Below are 19,745 nucleotides of genomic sequence, written 5' to 3'. Positions count from 1 at the left end.
GCAGGCTCATGCCCGACCCGATAGCCTGGAGGAATAAGCTGAGGGTACCGCGAAGCGGCGACTTACCGCCGGGAGCCCGGGTCGCCAGGGCGGTGGCGATTGAGCCGCCCTGGCACGTTCACTGGTCATGCCGTTACAGAGTAGCAAGGAACATAAAGTGAACGGAATGTCCACCAGAGCCGTATGTTCCCCCTCACCCCAGCCCTCTCCCTCAAGGGAGAGGGGGTCGTCGGAGCAGACATTATTTTGTGTTTGCTCCCTCACCCCGAAGGGAGAGGAAGCAAACACAAAAAACGGCAACCTGGGTTGCCGTTTTGCATTAACTTACGCTACATGGTTCGCCGCGATATCCAGCAGCGCCATCTCTTCACTGTTCAGCAGCTTCTCAATATTCACCAGAATCAGCATACGCTCACCCAGCGCACCCAGACCGGTCAGATATTCGGTCGACAGCGTGACTGCAAACTCCGGCGCAGGGCGGATTTGGTCCGACGTCAGGGAGAGCACATCAGAGACGCCGTCCACCACAATACCCACCACGCGCTGCCCCAGGTTCAGGACAATCACCACGGTGTTGTCGTTGTAGTCAACGTCGCCCTGGCTGAACTTCACGCGCAGATCAACGATAGGCACAATCACGCCGCGCAGGTTGGTGACACCTTTAATAAAAGCAGGCGTGTTAGCGATGCGGGTAACCTGATCATAACCACGGATTTCCTGCACTTTCAGGATATCGATGCCGTACTCCTCATCGCCTAAAGTGAATACCAGGAATTCCTGCCCTGATGGCTCGCCCGCCAGTTTCGTTACATTACTCATACCGGTCATGTTATTACCTTCTACTTAATCAGGCGGCTGTGTACGCCACACGTTGTTCACGATTTAATCCCTGAAGCGCCGACACATCGACGATCAGCGCCACGCTACCATCACCCAGAATGGTGGCGGCAGAAATACCCGGCACTTTGCGGTAGTTGCTTTCGAGGTTCTTCACCACCACCTGGTGCTGACCAATCAGCTGATCAACCAGCAGCGCGTAGCGGCGGCCCGCACTTTGCAGGATCACAACGATACCCTGCGTGGCCTCTGTCTTCGCCCCGTCCACTTCAAATACTTTCCACAGTTCCACCAGCGGCAGATACTCACCGCGCACTTCGAGAACGCGCTCGCCGCCCGCCAGCGGATGCAGATCTTCCTCACGCGGCTGCAGGGATTCCATCACGGCGTTCAGCGGCAGGATAAAGACTTCGTCCGCCACTTTGACTGACATGCCGTCCAGGATCGCCAGCGTCAGCGGCAGCAGGATGCGAATGGTGGTGCCGGAACCCTGTTTAGACTGGATCTCAACGTGGCCGCCCATCTCCTGGATGTTACGTTTCACCACGTCCATGCCGACGCCGCGCCCGGAGACGTCGGTCACCTGCTCTGCGGTAGAGAAGCCCGGGGCAAAGATCAGCATCCCCACTTCTTCATCAGTCATGTTCTCGCTAACCGCCATCCCCTGCGAAATCGCTTTTGCCAGGATGCGCTCGCGATTAAGGCCCGCGCCGTCATCGGTCACTTCAATGCAGATGTTTCCGCCCTGATGCTCCGCAGAGAGGATCAGATTCCCGACCGGGGATTTCCCGGCAGCAATGCGGTTTTCCGGCAGTTCAATACCGTGGTCGAGGCTGTTACGCACCAGGTGCGTTAACGGGTCAATGATGCGTTCGATCAGGCTCTTATCGAGTTCGGTTGAGCTGCCCATCAGGGTCAGTTCAATCTGTTTATTCAGCTTGCTGGCCAGATCGCGGACCAGACGCGGGAAGCGGCTGAAGACATATTCCATCGGCATCATACGGATGGACATCACTGATTCCTGCAGATCGCGGGCGTTACGCTGCAGCTGACCCATGCTGGTAATCAGGTCGCCGTGCGTAACCGGGTCCAGTTCGTTGGAACGCTGCGCCAGCATCGACTGCGTGATAACCAGCTCGCCCACCAGGTTAATCAACTGATCGACCTTCTCAACCGCAACGCGGATACTGGTTGACTCGCTGGCACGCGCGGCAGGTTTTTCACCACGGCCCGGCGCGGCAGTCTCTTTTGGCACCGCTTTTAATGCCGGGGCCGCAGGCGCAACAGCCGGGGCCGCCGCCTGAGGGACGACCGCCACCTCTTCCGTTGCAGCTGGGGCTTCAACCGCAGCAGTTTCGGTTTCAAAGGCAATCTGGTCGGCTTCAATCACAAAGCACAGCACCGCCACGATGTCGTCCTGACTGATACCGTCATCCAGCGTCGCAGCCAGGCTGTCTTTACCTTTTACCACGTTGCTTAATTTCGCCAGGTTACCCAGCTCTTCTTCCAGCAGGTTGACTTCATTTTCTTTCAGGCGTGACAGCACCACGCGCAGTTTGCCCGCCGGTGCGTCGGCAGGGGCAGACGCAGGTGCGGCAACCGCATCGACAACGCTCAGCTTTGCGGCCGGCACCACGGCTGCGGCAACCTCACCTTTCGCTTCCAGCGCGAGCTGGCGCAGCGCATTGCAGATGTATTCAAAGCTGGCGGCATCAGGCTCTGCCGAACTTTTATAGGCGTCGAGCTGTTCCTGCATAATATCTTTGGTTTCCAAAAACAGGTTGATAATGTCGGTATTGAGCTGCATCTCACCGCGTCGTGCTTCATCAAGCAGGTTCTCCATTAAATGGGTGGTCTCCTGCAGGATGGTAAATCCAAACGTTCCGGCTCCGCCTTTAATGGAATGCGCCGCACGGAAGATGGCATTGAGCTGCTCGGAGTCCGGTGCTTCGGGCACCAGATCGAGTAAGTGTTGCTCCATATCGGCCAACAATTCGTCGGCTTCATCAAAGAATGTCTGGTAAAAATCGCTAATATCCATGCTCACGCTATCACCTCGGATTGGCTGGTGGCGATGTTGGAACGGCAGCCGAAGGAACGGCCCCAGGCTGTTTTAAATCGTCCAGTGACTCATTCTGACTTTCGGCGTTTTCATGCAGGATGGCCTGCTCCGCCTGCTGGTTCAGCACTAAAAGACTGATACGACGGTTGATGGCGTCATCCGGCCCGCGGTCGGAAACGCGCATGGTTGCTGCCATGCCGACCACGCGCAGTACCTTGCCATCATCAAGCCCACCGGCCACCAGCTCGCGACGCGAGGCGTTGGCACGATCGGCAGAAAGCTCCCAGTTGCTGTATCCCTTCTCCCCACTGGCGTACGGGAAATCATCCGTGTGTCCTGACAGGCTGATGCGGTTAGGAATGCCGTTCAGCACCGGAGCAATGGCCCGCAGAATATCGCGCATATACGGTTCAACTTCCGCGCTCCCGGTTTTGAACATCGGGCGGTTCTGGCTATCAATAATCTGAATACGCAGCCCTTCCTGCACCAGATCGATTTTCAGGTGCGGGCGCAATGCGCGCAGCTTCGGATCCGCTTCAATCAGCTGATCGAGATCGCCACGCAGTTTCTTCAGCCGCGCCTGCTCCATCTTTCTTTTCAGCTCGTCGATGTTCGGCTCTTTTTTCACCTCACCCTTTTGCTGGGTGTAATCATCGCCCCCACCGGGGATTGGGCTTTCGCTGTTAGAGATACGCGGCCCACCGGTCACCGCCGTCGCCAGCGGCGTTCGGAAATATTCGGCAATCTGGATCAGTTCTTTCGGGCTGGAGATGGAGATGAGCCACATCACCAGAAAGAATGCCATCATTGCGGTCATAAAGTCAGCGTACGCGATTTTCCAGGAGCCGTGTGCGCCATGACCCCCGCCCTTGTGCTTGCGTTTTTTTACGATGACGATCGGATGGGACTGGTTTTTCATGCGTCCTCAGTTGTCGTCTGTTGGTTTGGGTTTTTCACCGCACGCACGTGTTCTTCAAGCTCGATAAACGACGGACGCTCGCTGGAATAAAGCGTTTTACGGCCAAATTCAACCGCGATCGGTGGCGCATAACCGTTGAGGTTAGAGAGCAGCGTGATCTTCACGCACTGCATCATTTTGGTGGTTTCCGCGCTCTTCTGGCGCAGGACGCTGGCCAGTGGAGAGATGAAGCCGTACGCCAGCAAGATACCGAGGAAGGTGCCCACCATCGCGTGGGCAATCAGCGCACCCAGTTCGGCTGCCGGGCGGTCTGCCGACGCCAGAGCGTGAACCACCCCCATGACCGCAGCAACGATACCGAATGCCGGCAGGGAGTCGCCCACCAGCGCCAGGCTGTTGGCCGGCACTTCAGATTCACTTTCGTGGGTTTCAATCTCTTCATCCATCAGCGCTTCGATTTCAAAGGTGTTCATGTTGCCGCTGATGATGAGTCGCAGATAATCGACGATGAAATCCAGCATCATGGCGTCTGCAAGAATACGCGGATAGCTGGCAAAAATTTCGCTCTCTTTCGGGTTTTCGATATCCCGTTCAAGCGAGAACATCCCCTGCTGACGCGACTTCGCCATCAGGCGATAGAGCAGTGCCAGCAGGTCCATATACATGCTTTTGGTGTATTTCGAACGACGGAACAGCAATGGAATAGCTTTCAGCGTCCCCTTGATCGATTTACCGTTGTTACCAACGATAAAAGCCCCTACCCCTGCACCGCCGATGATAATAAGTTCAGCCGGTTGATAGAGTGCTCCAAGGTGCCCGCCGGTCATCATGTAACCGCCGAAAACTGTACCGAGAACTACCAGGTAACCTAATAAGATAAGCACGACATCATCCTTCCGCTAGTGACTATGGCAAGGACGTCCAGCTCGCAGCGTTTACCGTTTGCGGGGTAAAAAAAAGCAGCGGTAATTGCTTACCGCTGCTGGAATCTTTCCCACACGTTCGGGTTAAACAGCTTGTTCGATCTGTTCATCCAGCAGTTGTGGAATAATATCGGCAGCATCCCGGGAAAGTTTACGTCTTTTTACTGCGCGGGATGGAGGCTGACATAAACTACAGGCGAAGCTGCCTGCAGGCTGATGAGCATGGGTAATAAAATTGCCATCGCAGCAGTTGCAGCGCGACAGTTCAAGCATTCCGCTCTCAACAAAACGCACCAGCGTCCATGCGCGGGTCAGCGCCAGCAGAGGGCCTTCTTCCTGCTGTGGGCATTGTTCAAGGTAAAGTTTGTACGCTTTGATCACGGCGTCAACGCCGCTACACAAACCGGTTTTGAGAAGATACTGCCAGGCGTTACAGAACATGGACGCGTGAATATTCTGCTCCCATGTCATAAACCAGTCGGTAGAAAACGGCAGCATGCCTTTTGGCGGGGGACTACCACGTAACTCTTTGTACAGCTTGATGAGACGACCACGGCTGAGCTGAGTCTCGCTTTCAAGCATTTGTAAACGAGCACCCAGTGTAATCAGCTCCATCGCCAGCTGTATGTCACGCGCTTCCTGAACAATGCTTTTCTCGCTCATTGCTAGGCCCTTTTCTTACGGGCTACGTCATCAGGCTGGCTGATTTCGTTAAGCAAGCGCGTGGAAAGAAGAATACCGGTATGGATCTGCTGAAGATCGTCAACGCGGGACTCCTGGGTCAGACGCGTGATGGTCTGCGCATCGTCGAAACGGAACTGGCAAACCAGTTGATTCGTTTCAGCCAGTTTAACCATCTGTGGGAGGGTTAAACCACCCAGCATGGTTGCCATTTCTTCGTTAATACCCAGACGAAACATCGCGGACGCTTTGTCCTGACTAATCAAACGCTGCGCGAGCAGTAAATACGACAAATTGATGTCATAGATATGTTTTAGCAACTCGGATGTATGCATTGTTCCCATCCCGAATAACCAACTATTATTTTTATGCGGAAAGACCGCACCCCGTGATGTCGCCGGGAAATCACCCGGTATAAAAAAGAAAAGGCTAAATGCATAGTTGAATTTAGGTTTGTATTCACTGAAACGCGTAAGAGAGAAATCGCGAATGCGTCCCTTACGTGTTTTATCATTTCTTACAAATAACTAAGATTTTTCCTAATTCGACGCAAACTCTACTCGTCAGTTTTGCCACATACAATCCAGCCACCCTCAAATTTAAAAAAAATGTGATCTACGTCACACAATTTAAGTGAATTTGACCCATAAATCCATCAGTATGACTTGTAATTTGTTCATTTATTGCCCATTTGGAACTATTTTGTATTCTTTAATGACGAATACTCATGCAGAAGGCTTAAAAGAACTGGCACGTAACGTGCTTACTCTGTCCCGGGCGTCTGTCTGAAACATTCTCGCCAGACACCTCTGCGTGACACATTTTTCTTACCGTGAAAAAACATAGAGTTATAAAAACGGCTTAAAAACACCGTTTCATACAGAAACTATTCGAAATGATTTTGTAACGGGTAAGAATGATTAAACAGAGAAAAGGTGCATTTGTGTGATTTACGTTAAGTTGTTAATTTTTTTCATTTAGGGCCATTTTTCAGTTATTCTTCTTATAAGAATAATTAATGAATAATTATGATAAGGTTCACACTAATGTCGTAATCCGCTCTTGCAGATCCAGGCAAATCGCGGTAATGGTGATCACACGCTGTCTGTCAGACACCTAAGGAGTGCGCCATGAGTTACTCCCATCTTCTTGTTTCTGTTGCTGTTTCTCCCGAAAGCCATCAACTCCTCGCCCGGGCCGTTTCGATTGCCAGACCCCACAATGCGCGTATCAGTCTTATAACACTGGCGGCCGAGCCCGAGATGTACAATCAGCTGGCAGCCCCGATGCTGGAGGATATTCGTGAGGTTCTGCAGGAGGAAACGCAGCAATTTCTGCGTGAGCTGGTCGAAAAGGCACAATATCCTGTTTATGAAACCGTTATAGCGACAGGCGAACTTAATGCCCATATTCTGGATATGTGTCGTAAACAGAATATTGATTTAGTGATATGCGGAAATCACAACCACAGCTTTTTATCGCGCGCGGCCTGCGCGGCAAAATCTATTGTCGCCTCAAGCCAGGTTGATGTGTTGTTAGTGCCGCTTGGGGGGCGTTAACCCCCCCCGGTATAAAATCAGGCGAGTTTAGGGAAAGTCGCGATCTTTTTTTGCAGGTAGCCTTCATGGCTTTGCGGGGCGATATCACGCAGATCCTGAATAAAGCGCGCCTGCCAGTGATTAATATCGTTCTTACGGATCGTCTCCATCATTTCAGCATGGCGGGAAATACGCTCCGTGAGCGGCATCGTCAGGGCACGATTCAGCGCGTTTGCCACATCATCGCGATCGTAAGGGTTTACGATCAGCGCTGAGGTGAGTTCATTTGCAGCCCCGGCAAACTGGGAAAGCACCAGCACCCCAGGATCGGCAGGGTCCTGAGCCGCAACATACTCCTTCGCGACCAGGTTCATCCCGTCCCGCAGCGGCGTGACGAGGCCGACATCCGCATAGCGGAAGACCTTCATCAGGATCTTGCGATCAAAATGCTGATTCAGATAAAAGAGCGGCGTCCAGCCCAGCTGGCCGTAGCGCCCATTAATACGCCCTGCTTCAGTCTCCAGCTGATGACGAATGTCCTGGTAGGCCTGAACCTCACCGCGCGAGGTTGGCGCTATCTGGGTATAGCGAATTTTACCGTGATGCTGCGGGTATTTATCCAGCAGCGTTTCATACGCCAGGAAACGTTCCGGCAGCCCTTTGGAATAATCAAGACGCTCGACCGAGAAGATATTTTTGACGTGCTTGAGTTCATTCTTAAGCTGCGCCAGCTTAGGCGGCAGCGGACCGGCAGCCTGCTCTGCGATTTCGTCAGGTTCAATCCCTATCGGATAGACTTCGGTATGGAATGTTTTCCCCCACGCCGTATGGGTCTTGCCCCCTTTGGTCACCAGACGCGCTTTACCTGACACCGAATCAAGGAACGCCAGGCGGTCATTTTCAGTCTGGAAGCCCAGTAAATCATAATCACACAGCGCCTCCAGCAATTCTTCATGCGGCGGGAGCGCGGTAAAAATTTCCGGCGTCGGGAACGGGATGTGCAGGAAGAAGCCAATCCGGTTATTTACCCCTCTTTTTCGCAGCTCTCTGGCGAAGGGCAGCAGGTGATAATCGTGGATCCATAAAATATCGTCTTCTTCGATTAATGGCAGCAGTTTATCCGCCAGCAACGCATTCACCCGCGAGTAGCCTTCGAAGGATTCACGCTGGAATTTCACCAGGTCAAGACGATAGTGAAACGCGGGCCACAGGACGGCATTGGAGAACTGCGAGTAGTACTCGTCGTAATCTTTCTCTTTCAGGGCGAATGAAGCCCACGTGATGTTTCCGCGCGTGACCTTTTTTAGCGGTTTCTCTTCTTCACTGATTTCACCACTCCAGCCAAACCACAGCCCGCCAGCAGCTTTTAAGGCACCTAATACCCCTACCGCCAGGCCACCTGCACTGGCTTTTTTATCATCAGGCGGTGCAATTCGGTTAGAGACGACGACTAAGCGACCCATAATGGTTTCCCCCTTTGTTTTGCGCTATTTGTTGTTGTTGCTGGTTAGCGATGTCAGATATCCACTGCCAGACGCTGGCGACATCCGCCAGCCGCCATTCGGCGACAGTGTCACCAGGCCCCACCTTGACGGCGATCCCTCCGGCCTGATTTACCACACGAAACCCGGCCTCGTCGGTCAGGTCATCCCCTATGAAAACGGGCGTCCGCCCTTTGAAAGGCGGTGTCGCCATAAACGCGGCAATGGCCGCACCTTTATTGATCCCTTTTGGTTTTAACTCCACGACGCATTTACCGGGCTGCAGTGCCAGCTGCGGATGCGCATCTGCAACCGACTGAGCCAGGGCCAGTACAGCCTCTTCATGCTGCGGTGCCTGGCGATAATGCAGGGCGAAGGCCATGCCTTTGGCTTCCAGCTCGGTGCCAGGCAGGTCAGCCAGCGCAGCAGAGAGCTGCTTCTGGAGCGTTTGCGTGAGTGCGTCGGGGAGTGAAACGATATGCGTTTGATCATGGATGTCGCGGCGCTCCGCTCCGTGTACACCGGCCAGCGGAAAGTGGTATGGACTGGCGAGCATGTCCAGCTCGGCCATTGAGCGCCCTGATATCAATGCCAGTGCTCCCTCATTCATGCGCGAGAGCTGATGCAAATCCTGTAACACCGCCTCCGGAATAGACACCTGATCGGGGTGCGGTTTTATCCCGGCGAGCGTGCCGTCGAGATCGAAAAAGTAAGCATAATGTCCGGGCAGTACAGGCGGTGCGGTTAACGAGTCAGCCACCCTTTTCCTCCTTACGGTTTACGAGAGGTAAACGCCTTTACCTCTTTCATAGCCATGTAAGTATAGACAGTGTGACGTCGCTCGCCATTTGACAACCGGCCCGCCAGTAAAACTGGCGGGCCGGTTAAGGGGTCAACTATGGTTATTAGTTGAGCAAGAAAAGAGAGAAAAAAGGGTCAGACAGTTCGCTTCGCTTTTTGCTTGTAACGGTCGAAAATCACGGCTGCCAGCAGGATCAGACCCCGCACCACGTACTGAGAGAACGGCGAAATATTCAGCAGGTTCATGGCGTTCTCTACCGTCCCCAGAATCAGGATACCGGCCACCACATATGAGATTTTTCCGATGCCGCCTTTGAGGGAAACGCCCCCTAAAACGCAGGCGGAGATGACGATCAGCTCATAACCGATGGAGGTCATTGGCTGGCCGCTGGTCATACGCGACGCCAGGATAATCCCCGCGGCGGCAGAAACCAGCCCTGAGAGCACAAAGATAATAATCTTGGTGCGTACCACCGGCACCCCAGCCAGACGAGCCGCTTCTTCATTACCGCCAATTGCCAGGGTGTTACGGCCAAAGGTGGTCCGGTTAAGCAGGAAGCCGAACAGGATCAGGCAGGCGACGGTCAGCCAGATAGGCGCAGGCAGGCCCAGCCAGTTCGCATAACCCAGGGTAAAGAAGCGCTCGTCTTCAATCCCCACTGCTTTACCGTCGGAGATGATATAGGCCAGCCCGCGGACAATTTGCATCGTCGCAAGGGTGGTGATCAGGGCGTTAATCTTCAGACGTGCGATAACAAAACCATTCACCAGACCGCTGATAACGCCAAGTAACAGACCGGCCAGCACGCCAATCCACAGACTCTCCGTCATGTTGATCACCACGGCCGTGGTGACGCCAGCACAGGCAATCACCGACGCCACCGAGAGGTCAAAATCGCCGGAGGCCAGACAGAACAGCATCCCGCAGGCCACCATTCCGGACATGGAAATGGCCAGCCCCAGCCCCTTCATATTAATGAAGGTGGCAAAGTTAGGAACGAAGATCGCACAGGCCAGGAAGAGCGCGGCAAAAACCACCAGCATGCCGTACTGATCCCAGATACGTCCCACACTCAACGCCGACTTCGACTTCGGCACTCCGGATGTAGTAACAGAGGACATCATTAACTCCTTACTCAGGCGACAGCCTGGCTGACTTTAGGCATGGCGAGGTTCAACGCCTGTTGTTCATTCGCCTGTTCATGAAGTAATTCACCGGCAATTTCGCCTTCACGCATCACCACAATGCGATCGGCCACGCCAAGCACCTCCGGCAGATCGCTGGAGGCGAAGAGTACCGCCACGCCGCGTTTTGCCAGTTCATAGATCACGTTATATATCTCGTGTTTTGCCCCCACATCGATCCCGCGGGTCGGCTCATCCAGTAAAATGACCTTCATATCCTCTGACAGCCAGCGGCCTAAAATGGCCTTCTGCTGGTTACCGCCAGAAAGATTCATGATCAGCTGCTGGGGTCCCGGCGTTTTGATATTCAGTGAGCGAATATGGTGGTCGGCGTTGCTCGACTCCCAGCTATCGTTTATCAGGCAGCCTGCGCGGATAAACTTACGGCGGGCGGAGATATTGATGTTGTCGCGCACCGAATGCACAGGAATGATCCCCTCCGCCTTACGGTCTTCCGGACAGAGCATCATCCCCGCTTTTATTGCATGGGCCGGTTTCTGGATATCCACCCGCTCACCATCAATGGAAACCTGTCCATCGGTGATACGGGTTCCGCCGAACAAGCCTTTCATTAATTCGCTGCGCCCTGCCCCAACCAGACCAAACAGTCCGACAATTTCACCGCTGCGTACGGATAACGAAACCGGCGTTCTCACGCCCGGCGCTTTCACATTGTCCAGACGCAGGCGTTCAGGCCCGTACTCGCGTGGTTTCCAGTGATAAATATCACCCAGTTCGCGTCCGACCATCGCCTGAACAAGCTGGTCATGGTTGACCTGCTCCATGTCGGTAAAGGTGCGCACATAGCGCCCATCTTTAAACACGGTGATGGCATCGCTCAGGGCAAAAATCTCTTCCATACGGTGTGAAACGTACAAAATCGTGCGGCCTTCCTGACGCAATTCGCGGATCACGCGGAACAGATTGTCGATTTCACGCGCAGAGAGCGAACTGGTGGGTTCATCAAAGGCAATAATTCTGGCGTTACGCGCCAGCGCCTTGGCAATTTCAACCATCTGCCACTGGCCGATGGAGAGATATTTCAGCGGCGTCTGGGGATCAACATCCAGACCCAGGTGTTTAAGCTGCAGCCCCGCTTCATAGTTAAGTAGCGAACGATTCACCACGCCGCCTTTATGCGGAAGCTGTCCTAAATAGATATTTTCCGCCACGGTCATCTCGGGGATGAGGTGCAGCTCCTGATAGATAATGGCCACCCCGGCGTTTAGCGCCGCAGTGGTATCGGCAAACGCCACCTCTTCACCGCGAATCGCCAGCGTGCCGGTCGTTGGCGTGTAGTTGCCGCTGAGGATTTTCAACAGTGTGGATTTTCCCGCACCGTTTTCCCCCATCAGGGCATGAACCTGGCCGGCATAGCAGTCGAAGCTGATATCGGTCAGCGCGTTAACACCGGGGAATGTTTTCCCGATGCCGCGAAAAGAGAGATACGGATCAGACTGTCGCATAACGTCTCCGTGATTCCTGTAGTGTGTACGTCAGGCCCCTCACCCTGCGCGAGGGGCACAATCACCGCGTATTACTTACCGCCCAGTCCTTTTTTCGCCAGCTCCTCTTTGAAGTTGTCGCGGGTGATCAACACCACGTCAGTCACTTCCGTAAATTTCGGCGGTTCAACACCTTTGGTTACCCAGTTGTAGAGCATTTCACTGGACTTATAGCCGTGAACGTCCGGGCTTGGCAGCAGAGAGCCGTAGAAACCGGTGGCCTGCGCTTTAGAGAGTTCACTCACCGCGTCAACGCCGTTGATGCCAATCCCGATCACATCAGGTGCTTTGAACCCCTGGCCTTCCGTCGCGCGTACCCCGCCCAGCACGGTATTGTCGTTCATGCCAACCACCAGCCAGTGTTTCACCTCCGGATGCTGAACCAGCATGGAGTTGGCGGCGTCGAAAGCGCCCGGGATATCGTTGGATTTGGTGGGGACTTTGTAGATCTGTTTTTCCGGGAAGCCGGCCGCTTTCAGGGCATCCATTGAACCGGTGGTACGACGACGCGCCGTGTCCAGTTCATCCGCGGTGATCGCCATTACCGCCGTTTCTTTCACATCCCAGCCACGCTTTTGCATCTCTTTATAGAGTTCCTGGCCCTGACGTTCGCCAATTTTGGTCGCCGCCATCATCACCAGCGGGACACTGTCCATCGGCTTGCCTTTGGCGTTAACGAACTGATCGTCAACGGCAATGACTTTCATGTCGTAACCGCGAGCTTTCGCCGCAATGGCCGAACCGAGCTTGGGATCCGGCGTACAAATAACGAAACCTTTCGCACCGCTGGCCGCCAGGCTGTCGATGGCGTTCAGGGTTTTCTCACCGTCCGGCACGGCGATTTTTATCACCTCAAAACCTAAATCTTTCCCGGCCTTATCAGCGAATTTCCACTCGGTCTGGAACCAGGGCTCTTCGGGCTGTTTTACCAAAAAACCGAGTTTTAAATTCTCAGCGATAGCGGATTGTGACATAACGGCAGCCAGACCGATGGCCGCGAGCGCTTTAGTAAATTTGTGCATGGTAAACTCCAGCTTTAGCATTCTTTTCTGTAGGGAATATTTGCGTGCTTCTAATTTAATCGGACTTAAAACAAGGCATTAGCGCTTACCTCGTCATAAGCGTTATTGCTGGTGATAGTTTTAGCGGGAAATTAATCATCCATAAGAGAGCCCCATCACACCGCAGAATTACAGTAATTGCGTACATAAATTCAGCGAAAAATGACATAAAAAAGGGCATATTTGTCTGACAAATGAATAAGGGTTAAGCAGGATTATCCATAAGATTAGCTAAGAAATCCCTGATGCCCTTTAGGAGGCAAAATCGCATGGCGTGTTAACGAACGGGTAACTGGTTTAAGATCATGAAGAACTGAGAAGCTGAGATACCGTTATTCTGCAAAATTTGATTTAACTCAATTTTACGCCGCCAGCATAAATTAAAAATAATTAAGCTGTATTTGTATTTTTCACCGAGCATTATTCCAGTTAATTATTTTCGGAAGAGTAACAAGGCATAACATGAGCAAAAAACAATTATTATCATAAGGTTAACTATACGTTATTTCATGGCGAGCTAATTGACTTTCTGTACTATATTAAACTTTGTAATGTATGGTAAACACAGCCTAATTAAGAGTTTTCTTAGACCAAAGACAAGGGTATGCTTATTTATATCGAACACAGGAAGTGAATTCGGTCGACTTTAGTCACTGCAGAAAGACTATTTCTGTTTTTTTCTTCGTATTTGCCTGGCACACAGGTTAAGCAACGGACATCACGTCCCACAGTCAATAAGGATATGAGTATGGCTACCCAAACGATGATGCAAAAACTTAACGCGCAGATGAACCTTGAGTTCTATGCCTCTAATCTTCACCTGCACCTGAGTGCATGGTGTGCCGAGAACAGTCTCACGGGCTCTGCCACATTCTTTCGCTCTCAGGCGCAAAGTAACGTCACGCACATGATGCGTGTTTTTAACTACCTGAAAGCCGCAGGGGCAAATCCTGTTGTGAAAGCTCTTGATGGGATCAACGAAAATTACTCTTGTCTGGAAGAACTGTTTCAGAAAACGCTCGACGAGTATGAACAGCGCTGTAATACGCTCAGCAAGCTGGCCGATGAAGCCAAAGCCCAGCAGGACATTACTACGCTTAAATTCTTACGCGATATGGACAAAGAGCAGCAGCAGGATGGCATGCTGCTGAAGACGCTGGCGGATGAGATCCATAACGCGCAGCAGGCAGGGTTATGCCCCGAGCAAACCGACCGTCATCTGCTCGATATTGTGGCGGTGCAGCATCACTGAGTCTTTTAACCTGCTCCCGTCCGGGGGCAGGTTCCCCTTCTTATCCCCAACCTCCTCTTTTTGCTGAAATTTAACAAATCAGATCTCGCTCCCAATGATTAACCACACAACGTGTAATGATTTATTTAGTTACATAATCATTGACGAGGGAGCAGTATGATCACCATTGAGTTTGTTGTCATTCTCCTCTGCCTGCTGACAGGTACACGTTACGGCGGGATGGGGCTGGGGTTAATAAGCGGTATTGGTCTGTTCATTTTATGTTTTGTCTTTGGTCTGCAGCCGGGTAAGCCACCGGTTGACGTGATGCTAACCATTCTTGCGGTGATTGGTTGCGCGGCTACCCTGCAAACGGCGGGCGGCCTCAACGTTATGATGCAGTTTGCTGAACGTTTGCTGCGCAAACACCCGCAACACATCACCCTCCTTGCCCCTTTTACCACCTGGATGCTGACCTTTCTGTGCGGTACCGGGCACGTGGTGTACACCATGTTCCCCATTATCGCGGATATCGCCCTGAAAAAAGGGATCCGCCCGGAGCGCCCAATGGCCGTGGCATCGGTCGCCTCACAGATGGCGATTACGGCCTCTCCCGTTTCCGTTGCCGTGGTGTCACTGGTCTCCATCCTGGCGGCGCAGCATGGGCTCGGCCACGCGTGGGGCATTCTGGAGATCCTCGCCGTGTCGGTTCCCGCGTCACTGTTCGGCGTGGCCATTGCGGCCCTGTGGAGTTTACGCCGCGGGAAAGAGCTGGCTGATGACGCGGAGTTTCAGGAAAAACTGAAGGATCCAAAGCAGCGCGAGTTTATCTATGGCGGAACGGAGACGTTACTGAATCAACGTTTCCCCAAACAAGCCTACTGGTCGACGTGGATTTTCTTTGCCGGTATTGCCGTGGTCGTTTTGCTGGGGGCGTTCCCTGAATTACGCCCCGCCTTTGAACTGAAAGGCAAAATGACGGCGCTGTCGATGAACCTGGTCATCCAGATGATGATGCTTATTGCAGGCGCGGTGATGCTGATGGCCTGCAAAGTCAATGCCTCTGCCATATCTAATGGCGCGGTGTTCAAGGCGGGTATGGTCGCGATCTTTTCGGTGTTCGGCGTGGCGTGGATGAGTGATACCTTTTTCCAGGCACATCTCGACGAGTTAAAACTGGCGCTGGAAGGGGTGGTGAAAAGCCACCCATGGACCTATGCCATTGTGCTGTTTCTGGTGTCAAAACTGGTGAACAGCCAGGCGGCGGCGCTGACGGCGGTGGCACCTATGGGTCTGATGCTGGGTATCGATCCGAAGATGCTGATCGCCTTCTTCCCGGCCTCATACGGCTATTTTGTCCTGCCGACCTATCCAAGCGATTTGGCCTGCATCGGTTTTGACCGGTCAGGCACCACCCGTATCGGTAAATTTATCATCAACCACAGCTTTATTCTGCCAGGGCTGATTGGGGTTAGCTGCGCGTGTGCGGCGAGCTACCTGCTGGTTCAGACCTTCTTTTAACGGTTTCAACGGGCGACAGGTTCCGTCGCCCCTTTCCGCTTTAGTGAGACTCACCCTGCGGCGTGAATCGCAGTTCAATCAGCGCGATGGCTTTCTGGATCGCCCGAAGCGTAACCGGATCAGCGGCAGCAGGATGGCTGGTGAAATCGATATTTTTCAGCTGCGTTGACATCTTCTCGCGCACTTCAACCGGCGCAATCACGTCCAGAACATCGAGGATTTGTTTAATAACCAGCTGGCACGCGACAACGTCAGACACCAGTTCCTGATCGGCGCTCAGGTTTTGAGTCATGGGGTTTTCTCCTTATTGAAAGGCCGCCATAGTAACAAAACGTGGCCCCTTTCATCTCCCGCAGAGATAAAAAAACCTGCCGAAGCAGGTTTTTTTATCAGAACATGGCGCCCGGCGGCACGTCTTTAAACGTGCGGCAGTAATTGGTCCACATGCTTTTCAGGATTTTGCGCAGTTTCACGATGATGCTCCATTAACTTGTTATACAACTTTATTGTCAACGTGCTTATAATATGACCATCATCACAAAAATCAATGTTTTTGTGATTTGCATCACGATTTTGTGCGCCTATGCATTCATCCCTGACCCGTTGCAAAGAGAGAGGGCAGATTGTCCGGCTATTCCAGCCATTGCAGCTGACATCTGCGGGTACGATAACGTATTTCCATCCACTCAGAGCGAACCATGAAAAGAGTCATTGTAGCTGGTGCAATCCTGCTGCTCGTGGGGTGTACGGTCCCCCGCCAGGCTGAAGTCAGTAGCCTCGACGCACCAAACGGCATCGTCCGCCTCGACTACGGCCAGGCAGCACTGCAAAATGCGTATTCTGATGAGTATGTGAATAACGGTACGGCGGCAAAAGCGTGTCAGCGTATGGGGTATGCCACCGCCTCAGCCTATGGTCAGCCCATCAAAACCTGCACCCTCATCAGCGGCTCGTTGTGTCTGAATGAGAGCGTGACAATCCAGTATAAATGTATGGGTTATGCCGTTAACCCTCAGTCAAACAATCCCTGGTATTAATCAGAGTTGCCAGCGTCTGCTGGCAACTTATTTTATTAAGAACAAAAATAATTCTCATTAATAAATATTAAAATCGTCAATGCGTTTTATTCCCATTCGTATTTTGAATAAAGAAATAATAATTTTACGTTTTGCAAATAATTAAATAACAAATTATAGTGTCGCTCATTGTGAACCAGAAATAATAACCCGGAGCGCCACCATGCTGAAAACTGAAATGATCGACAAGCTCAACGCACAAATGAACCTTGAGCTATTTTCCTCCCTGCTCTACCAGCAGATGAGCGCCTGGTGCAGCTACCACAGTTTCGAAGGCGCAGCCGCATTTCTGCGTCGTCACGCGCAGGAAGAGATGACCCACATGCAGCGTCTGTTTGATTATCTGACCGATACAGGCAGCCTGCCACGCATTGAAAGCGTGACGTCCCCTTTTGCTGAATATAATTCTCTCGATGAACTGTTCCGCGCCACCTACGAACATGAACAGCTGATCACGCAGAAAATTAACGAACTGGTGCATGCGGCAATGATCAGCCAGGATTACCCAACCTTTAATTTCCTGCAGTGGTACGTTGCAGAACAGCACGAAGAAGAGAAGCTGTTTAAATCCGTACTGGATAAATTATCTCTGGTGGGTAAATCCGGCGAAGGTCTCTACTTTATTGATAAAGAACTCTCCACCCTCGATACACAAAATTAATATCACCGCGGTGCTGTTTTCCGGCACCGCGTTTATTGACCTTCCCCCCGAATTGATGACACCGCAATACGTAAACCTTTCATTACACCCCTTGTAACGGTGGTTTGACGAATTACCGCTTTTGCCTTACTCTGCGCCGCAGATTTATTCGCGAATAAGAGTCGTTGTAGAGGAAAGCGTGAAAAACAGAACCCTGGGAAGTATTTTTATCGTCGCCGGAACGACAATTGGCGCAGGAATGCTGGCCATGCCACTGGCTGCCGCTGGCGTGGGATTTGGCATGACCCTGCTGCTGCTGGGCACCCTGTGGGCGTTAATGTGTTACACCGCCCTGCTGCTGCTTGAGGTTTACCAGCACGTGCCCGCCGATACCGGCCTGGGTTCTCTTGCGTCGCGCTACCTGGGACGTTACGGCCAGTGGATAACCGGCTTTAGCATGATGTTCCTGATGTACGCCCTGACCGCCGCTTACATCAGCGGAGCCGGGGAATTGATCGCGTCCAGCGTTAACGACTGGTTGGGCTCTGACATTACCCCGGCGACAGGGGCTATCTTCTTTGCCCTCATCGGCGGCGGCGTGGTCTGCGTAGGGACATCGCTGGTTGATCTGTTTAACCGTTTCCTGTTCAGCGCCAAAATTCTGTTTCTGGTTGTCATGCTGGCCCTGCTGGCACCGCATGTTCATAAGGTCAATCTGCTGACGCTGCCGCTGGAAAAAGGGCTGGCGCTTTCCGCGATCCCGGTGATTTTCACCTCGTTTGGCTTCCACGGCAGCGTGCCAAGCATTGTCAGCTATATGAACGGCGATATTCGCAAGCTGCGCCGCGTCTTTGTGATTGGCAGCGCGATCCCGCTTATTGCCTACATTTTCTGGCAACTGGTTACGCTGGGTAGCATTGACTCTTCAACCTTTATTGGGCTGATGGCACAGCATGCGGGTCTGAACGGCTTTCTGCTGGCGCTGCGGGAGGTCGTCACCTCCCCGCACGTTGAGCTGGCGGTACACCTGTTTGCCGACCTGGCGCTGGCGACCTCGTTCCTCGGCGTGGCGCTCGGCCTGTTCGACTACCTGGCTGACCTGTTCCAGCGCCGCAATACCGCTGCCGGACGCTTACAGACCGGGGCAATCACCTTCCTGCCGCCGCTGGCCTTCGCCCTCTTCTATCCTCGCGGGTTTGTGATGGCGCTGGGGTACGCGGGGGTGGCACTGTCGGTTCTGGCCCTGCTCCTCCCTTCCCTGCTGGCGTGGAAGAGTCGCCAGCAGCATCCTCAACAGGGATACCGCGTGGCTGGGGGGAAACCGCTGCTGTGCGTTGTGTTTGGCTGTGGGGTGGTGATTATTCTGGTGCAGGTATTGATTGCAGCGGGAATGCTGCCGGAAGTGGGTTAACGATAAAGGGGCTATCATTAGCCCCTTTTTTGTCAGTGCAGACAGCAGCTCTTAAACTTCTTCCCGCTGCCACAAGGACATGGATCGTTACGCCCAACCTTCGTGCCATTTACCATCGGCTTCTTCACTTCCGGCTGCTGCGGGTTGTTCACCCAGTAGTTATACAAGCGCAGCGCAGCTGGCTGGATACGTTCAATGCTGGCTGCATATTCTTCTTCGGTCAGCTCATCCAGCTCGCCGCCGATCTCTTCGCTACCGTGCAGCGCAATCACATCCAGATCGGCCTTTAACTCGTCCGGCAAGGCTGACCAGTCCGTCAGCGCCACGCCGCGCATGTAGCCGTAGCACCACTCTTCCACCACGGTATAGGTCTCACCGTCAACGTCGTTATAGCCAAACATCGGTTCGAACTGGTCGGGATATTCGCTCAGGCGCTCGGCAATATCGTTCATATGCTTAAAGCAAAGATCGATAAAACGGTTCATCTCGCGGTCGTTTTTCCAGCGCGGAATGTACTTCTCGCCACCCCATACCGCCACCAGCCAGGTATCTGGCTCAACGACAACAGGACCGGAAAGCACTGCGGTAAGCATGCCGTCCAGTTCAGACACGTCAAGTACGGACGCATCATCATGACCGTAAGACATTAATGTCTCTTCAAGCCACGCCATTTCGCTTTCATTTAATGGGCCTTCCGTCATCGCTGACACTCCTGATAAAAAGAAAACGATCCTAACACATCTCTCACCCCTCTCCGGGCTGAAGTTTAGGTCTTTGTTGCCGCAAAAACGTGCAAATCGTGACCTTTGCACAACTTATGGGCTTTATTGTTAACGATATGTGATCTCCGCTGTAATTTCTTCTCGTCCCGCA

General features: G+C 52.8%; 20 protein-coding genes. 6 read left to right on the top strand and 14 right to left on the bottom strand.

The window, feature by feature from the left end:
- Window positions 1-324 precede the first annotated feature (324 nt).
- The 6 genes from cheW to flhD all read right to left on the bottom strand — a co-directional run bounded on the left by cheW (window position 325) and on the right by flhD (window position 5,757).
- The gene (cheW, locus tag EKN83_RS10260; protein ID WP_014884351.1) at window positions 325-828 is read right to left on the bottom strand and encodes a chemotaxis protein CheW; all 504 of its coding nucleotides are present in this window, start codon (window positions 826-828) and stop codon (window positions 325-327) included.
- Window positions 829-847: 19 nt separating this feature from the next.
- Window positions 848-2,884: a chemotaxis protein CheA gene (gene cheA, locus EKN83_RS10255; RefSeq protein WP_025760370.1), complete on the bottom strand. Its 2,037-nt coding sequence runs from the start codon at window positions 2,882-2,884 to the stop codon at window positions 848-850.
- A gap of 4 nt (window positions 2,885-2,888) precedes the next feature.
- Window positions 2,889-3,818, bottom strand: coding sequence for a flagellar motor protein MotB (motB, locus tag EKN83_RS10250; protein ID WP_025760369.1), 930 nt, complete (start codon window positions 3,816-3,818; stop codon window positions 2,889-2,891).
- Window positions 3,815-4,702, bottom strand: a complete 888-nt coding sequence (gene motA, locus EKN83_RS10245) for a flagellar motor stator protein MotA (RefSeq protein ID WP_008500417.1) — start codon at window positions 4,700-4,702, stop codon at window positions 3,815-3,817. Before motA ends, motB begins: the two co-directional genes overlap by 4 nt.
- A 123-nt stretch (window positions 4,703-4,825) precedes the next feature.
- Entirely contained in the window at window positions 4,826-5,404 is a 579-nt protein-coding gene (gene flhC, locus EKN83_RS10240) for a flagellar transcriptional regulator FlhC (protein ID WP_013096051.1), read from the bottom strand.
- A 2-nt stretch (window positions 5,405-5,406) separates the two neighbouring features.
- The gene (flhD, locus tag EKN83_RS10235; RefSeq protein WP_025760368.1) at window positions 5,407-5,757 is read right to left on the bottom strand and encodes a flagellar transcriptional regulator FlhD; all 351 of its coding nucleotides are present in this window, start codon (window positions 5,755-5,757) and stop codon (window positions 5,407-5,409) included.
- A 795-nt stretch (window positions 5,758-6,552) separates the two neighbouring features.
- On the opposite strand from flhD, the gene uspC reads away from it, so the two are divergent.
- Complete coding sequence (gene uspC / locus EKN83_RS10230; protein ID WP_025760335.1) at window positions 6,553-6,981, top strand: universal stress protein UspC; 429 nt, start codon at window positions 6,553-6,555, stop codon at window positions 6,979-6,981.
- A gap of 17 nt (window positions 6,982-6,998) precedes the next feature.
- On the opposite strand, the gene otsA is transcribed toward uspC, so the two are convergent.
- The 5 genes from otsA to araF form a co-directional block, all read right to left on the bottom strand.
- Window positions 6,999-8,423, bottom strand: coding sequence for an alpha,alpha-trehalose-phosphate synthase (gene otsA / locus EKN83_RS10225; RefSeq protein ID WP_095450078.1), 1,425 nt, complete (start codon window positions 8,421-8,423; stop codon window positions 6,999-7,001).
- Entirely contained in the window at window positions 8,398-9,201 is an 804-nt protein-coding gene (otsB, locus tag EKN83_RS10220; RefSeq protein ID WP_126800870.1) for a trehalose-phosphatase, read from the bottom strand. Before otsB ends, otsA begins: the two co-directional genes overlap by 26 nt.
- Window positions 9,202-9,377: 176 nt before the next feature.
- Window positions 9,378-10,367 (bottom strand): L-arabinose ABC transporter permease AraH, encoded by a 990-nt coding sequence (gene araH / locus EKN83_RS10215; protein WP_173651692.1) that lies wholly within the window; start codon window positions 10,365-10,367, stop codon window positions 9,378-9,380.
- An 11-nt stretch (window positions 10,368-10,378) separates the two neighbouring features.
- Window positions 10,379-11,893, bottom strand: coding sequence for an L-arabinose ABC transporter ATP-binding protein AraG (araG, locus tag EKN83_RS10210; protein ID WP_025760331.1), 1,515 nt, complete (start codon window positions 11,891-11,893; stop codon window positions 10,379-10,381).
- A 71-nt stretch (window positions 11,894-11,964) separates the two neighbouring features.
- Window positions 11,965-12,954 (bottom strand): arabinose ABC transporter substrate-binding protein AraF, encoded by a 990-nt coding sequence (araF, locus tag EKN83_RS10205; RefSeq protein WP_014832433.1) that lies wholly within the window; start codon window positions 12,952-12,954, stop codon window positions 11,965-11,967.
- 787 nt (window positions 12,955-13,741) lie between these two features.
- Between araF and EKN83_RS10200 the strand changes: the two genes are divergently transcribed.
- Together EKN83_RS10200 and EKN83_RS10195 are read left to right on the top strand one after the other, a co-directional pair.
- Window positions 13,742-14,245: a non-heme ferritin-like protein gene (locus EKN83_RS10200; RefSeq protein WP_025760178.1), complete on the top strand. Its 504-nt coding sequence runs from the start codon at window positions 13,742-13,744 to the stop codon at window positions 14,243-14,245.
- A gap of 156 nt (window positions 14,246-14,401) precedes the next feature.
- Window positions 14,402-15,745, top strand: coding sequence for an anaerobic C4-dicarboxylate transporter (locus EKN83_RS10195; protein ID WP_025760177.1), 1,344 nt, complete (start codon window positions 14,402-14,404; stop codon window positions 15,743-15,745).
- 40 nt (window positions 15,746-15,785) lie between these two features.
- On the opposite strand, the gene EKN83_RS10190 is transcribed toward EKN83_RS10195, so the two are convergent.
- Complete coding sequence (locus EKN83_RS10190; RefSeq protein WP_126800869.1) at window positions 15,786-16,037, bottom strand: DUF2766 family protein; 252 nt, start codon at window positions 16,035-16,037, stop codon at window positions 15,786-15,788.
- A gap of 97 nt (window positions 16,038-16,134) precedes the next feature.
- Window positions 16,135-16,218, bottom strand: coding sequence for a stress response protein AzuC (azuC, locus tag EKN83_RS10185; protein WP_088244265.1), 84 nt, complete (start codon window positions 16,216-16,218; stop codon window positions 16,135-16,137).
- A gap of 225 nt (window positions 16,219-16,443) precedes the next feature.
- Between azuC and yecR the strand changes: the two genes are divergently transcribed.
- The 3 genes from yecR (at window position 16,444) to tyrP (ending at window position 18,872) form a co-directional block, all read left to right on the top strand.
- Window positions 16,444-16,782: a YecR family lipoprotein gene (gene yecR / locus EKN83_RS10180; protein WP_045285646.1), complete on the top strand. Its 339-nt coding sequence runs from the start codon at window positions 16,444-16,446 to the stop codon at window positions 16,780-16,782.
- 202 nt (window positions 16,783-16,984) lie between these two features.
- Window positions 16,985-17,482, top strand: a complete 498-nt coding sequence (gene ftnA / locus EKN83_RS10175) for a non-heme ferritin (RefSeq protein WP_126800868.1) — start codon at window positions 16,985-16,987, stop codon at window positions 17,480-17,482.
- A gap of 238 nt (window positions 17,483-17,720) precedes the next feature.
- Window positions 17,721-18,872, top strand: a complete 1,152-nt coding sequence (gene tyrP / locus EKN83_RS10170; RefSeq protein ID WP_312845066.1) for a tyrosine transporter TyrP — start codon at window positions 17,721-17,723, stop codon at window positions 18,870-18,872.
- A 32-nt stretch (window positions 18,873-18,904) separates the two neighbouring features.
- On the opposite strand, the gene EKN83_RS10165 is transcribed toward tyrP, so the two are convergent.
- A complete protein-coding gene (locus EKN83_RS10165; RefSeq protein WP_025760173.1) occupies window positions 18,905-19,573 on the bottom strand; it encodes a YecA family protein in 669 nt (222 codons plus the stop codon).
- Window positions 19,574-19,745 lie beyond the last annotated feature (172 nt).

Source organism: Enterobacter sp. WCHEn090032, assembly GCF_003986875.1.
In the GTDB taxonomy this organism is placed as follows: domain Bacteria; phylum Pseudomonadota; class Gammaproteobacteria; order Enterobacterales; family Enterobacteriaceae; genus Enterobacter; species Enterobacter sichuanensis.
The sequence above is the reverse complement of the archived record's forward strand: the minus strand, read 5'-3'. Positions and strand labels throughout refer to the sequence as shown.

Excerpts from the sequence above, each read along its gene's own strand:
- motB (WP_025760369.1), bottom strand. The coding sequence starts at position 3,818 with ATGAAAAACCAGTCCCATCCGATCGTCATCGTAAAAAAACGCAAGCAC.
- otsA (WP_095450078.1), bottom strand. The coding sequence starts at position 8,423 with ATGGGTCGCTTAGTCGTCGTCTCTAACCGAATTGCACCGCCTGATGAT.
- EKN83_RS10195 (WP_025760177.1), top strand. The coding sequence starts at position 14,402 with ATGATCACCATTGAGTTTGTTGTCATTCTCCTCTGCCTGCTGACAGGT.
- araH (WP_173651692.1), bottom strand. The coding sequence starts at position 10,367 with ATGATGTCCTCTGTTACTACATCCGGAGTGCCGAAGTCGAAGTCGGCG.
- uspC (WP_025760335.1), top strand. The coding sequence starts at position 6,553 with ATGAGTTACTCCCATCTTCTTGTTTCTGTTGCTGTTTCTCCCGAAAGC.
- ftnA (WP_126800868.1), top strand. The coding sequence starts at position 16,985 with ATGCTGAAAACTGAAATGATCGACAAGCTCAACGCACAAATGAACCTT.
- araG (WP_025760331.1), bottom strand. The coding sequence starts at position 11,893 with ATGCGACAGTCTGATCCGTATCTCTCTTTTCGCGGCATCGGGAAAACA.
- EKN83_RS10165 (WP_025760173.1), bottom strand. The coding sequence starts at position 19,573 with ATGACGGAAGGCCCATTAAATGAAAGCGAAATGGCGTGGCTTGAAGAG.
- tyrP (WP_312845066.1), top strand. The coding sequence starts at position 17,721 with ATGCTGGCCATGCCACTGGCTGCCGCTGGCGTGGGATTTGGCATGACC.
- cheW (WP_014884351.1), bottom strand. The coding sequence starts at position 828 with ATGACCGGTATGAGTAATGTAACGAAACTGGCGGGCGAGCCATCAGGG.
- araF (WP_014832433.1), bottom strand. The coding sequence starts at position 12,954 with ATGCACAAATTTACTAAAGCGCTCGCGGCCATCGGTCTGGCTGCCGTT.
- yecR (WP_045285646.1), top strand. The coding sequence starts at position 16,444 with ATGAAAAGAGTCATTGTAGCTGGTGCAATCCTGCTGCTCGTGGGGTGT.
- EKN83_RS10200 (WP_025760178.1), top strand. The coding sequence starts at position 13,742 with ATGGCTACCCAAACGATGATGCAAAAACTTAACGCGCAGATGAACCTT.
- flhD (WP_025760368.1), bottom strand. The coding sequence starts at position 5,757 with ATGCATACATCCGAGTTGCTAAAACATATCTATGACATCAATTTGTCG.
- flhC (WP_013096051.1), bottom strand. The coding sequence starts at position 5,404 with ATGAGCGAGAAAAGCATTGTTCAGGAAGCGCGTGACATACAGCTGGCG.
- EKN83_RS10190 (WP_126800869.1), bottom strand. The coding sequence starts at position 16,037 with ATGACTCAAAACCTGAGCGCCGATCAGGAACTGGTGTCTGACGTTGTC.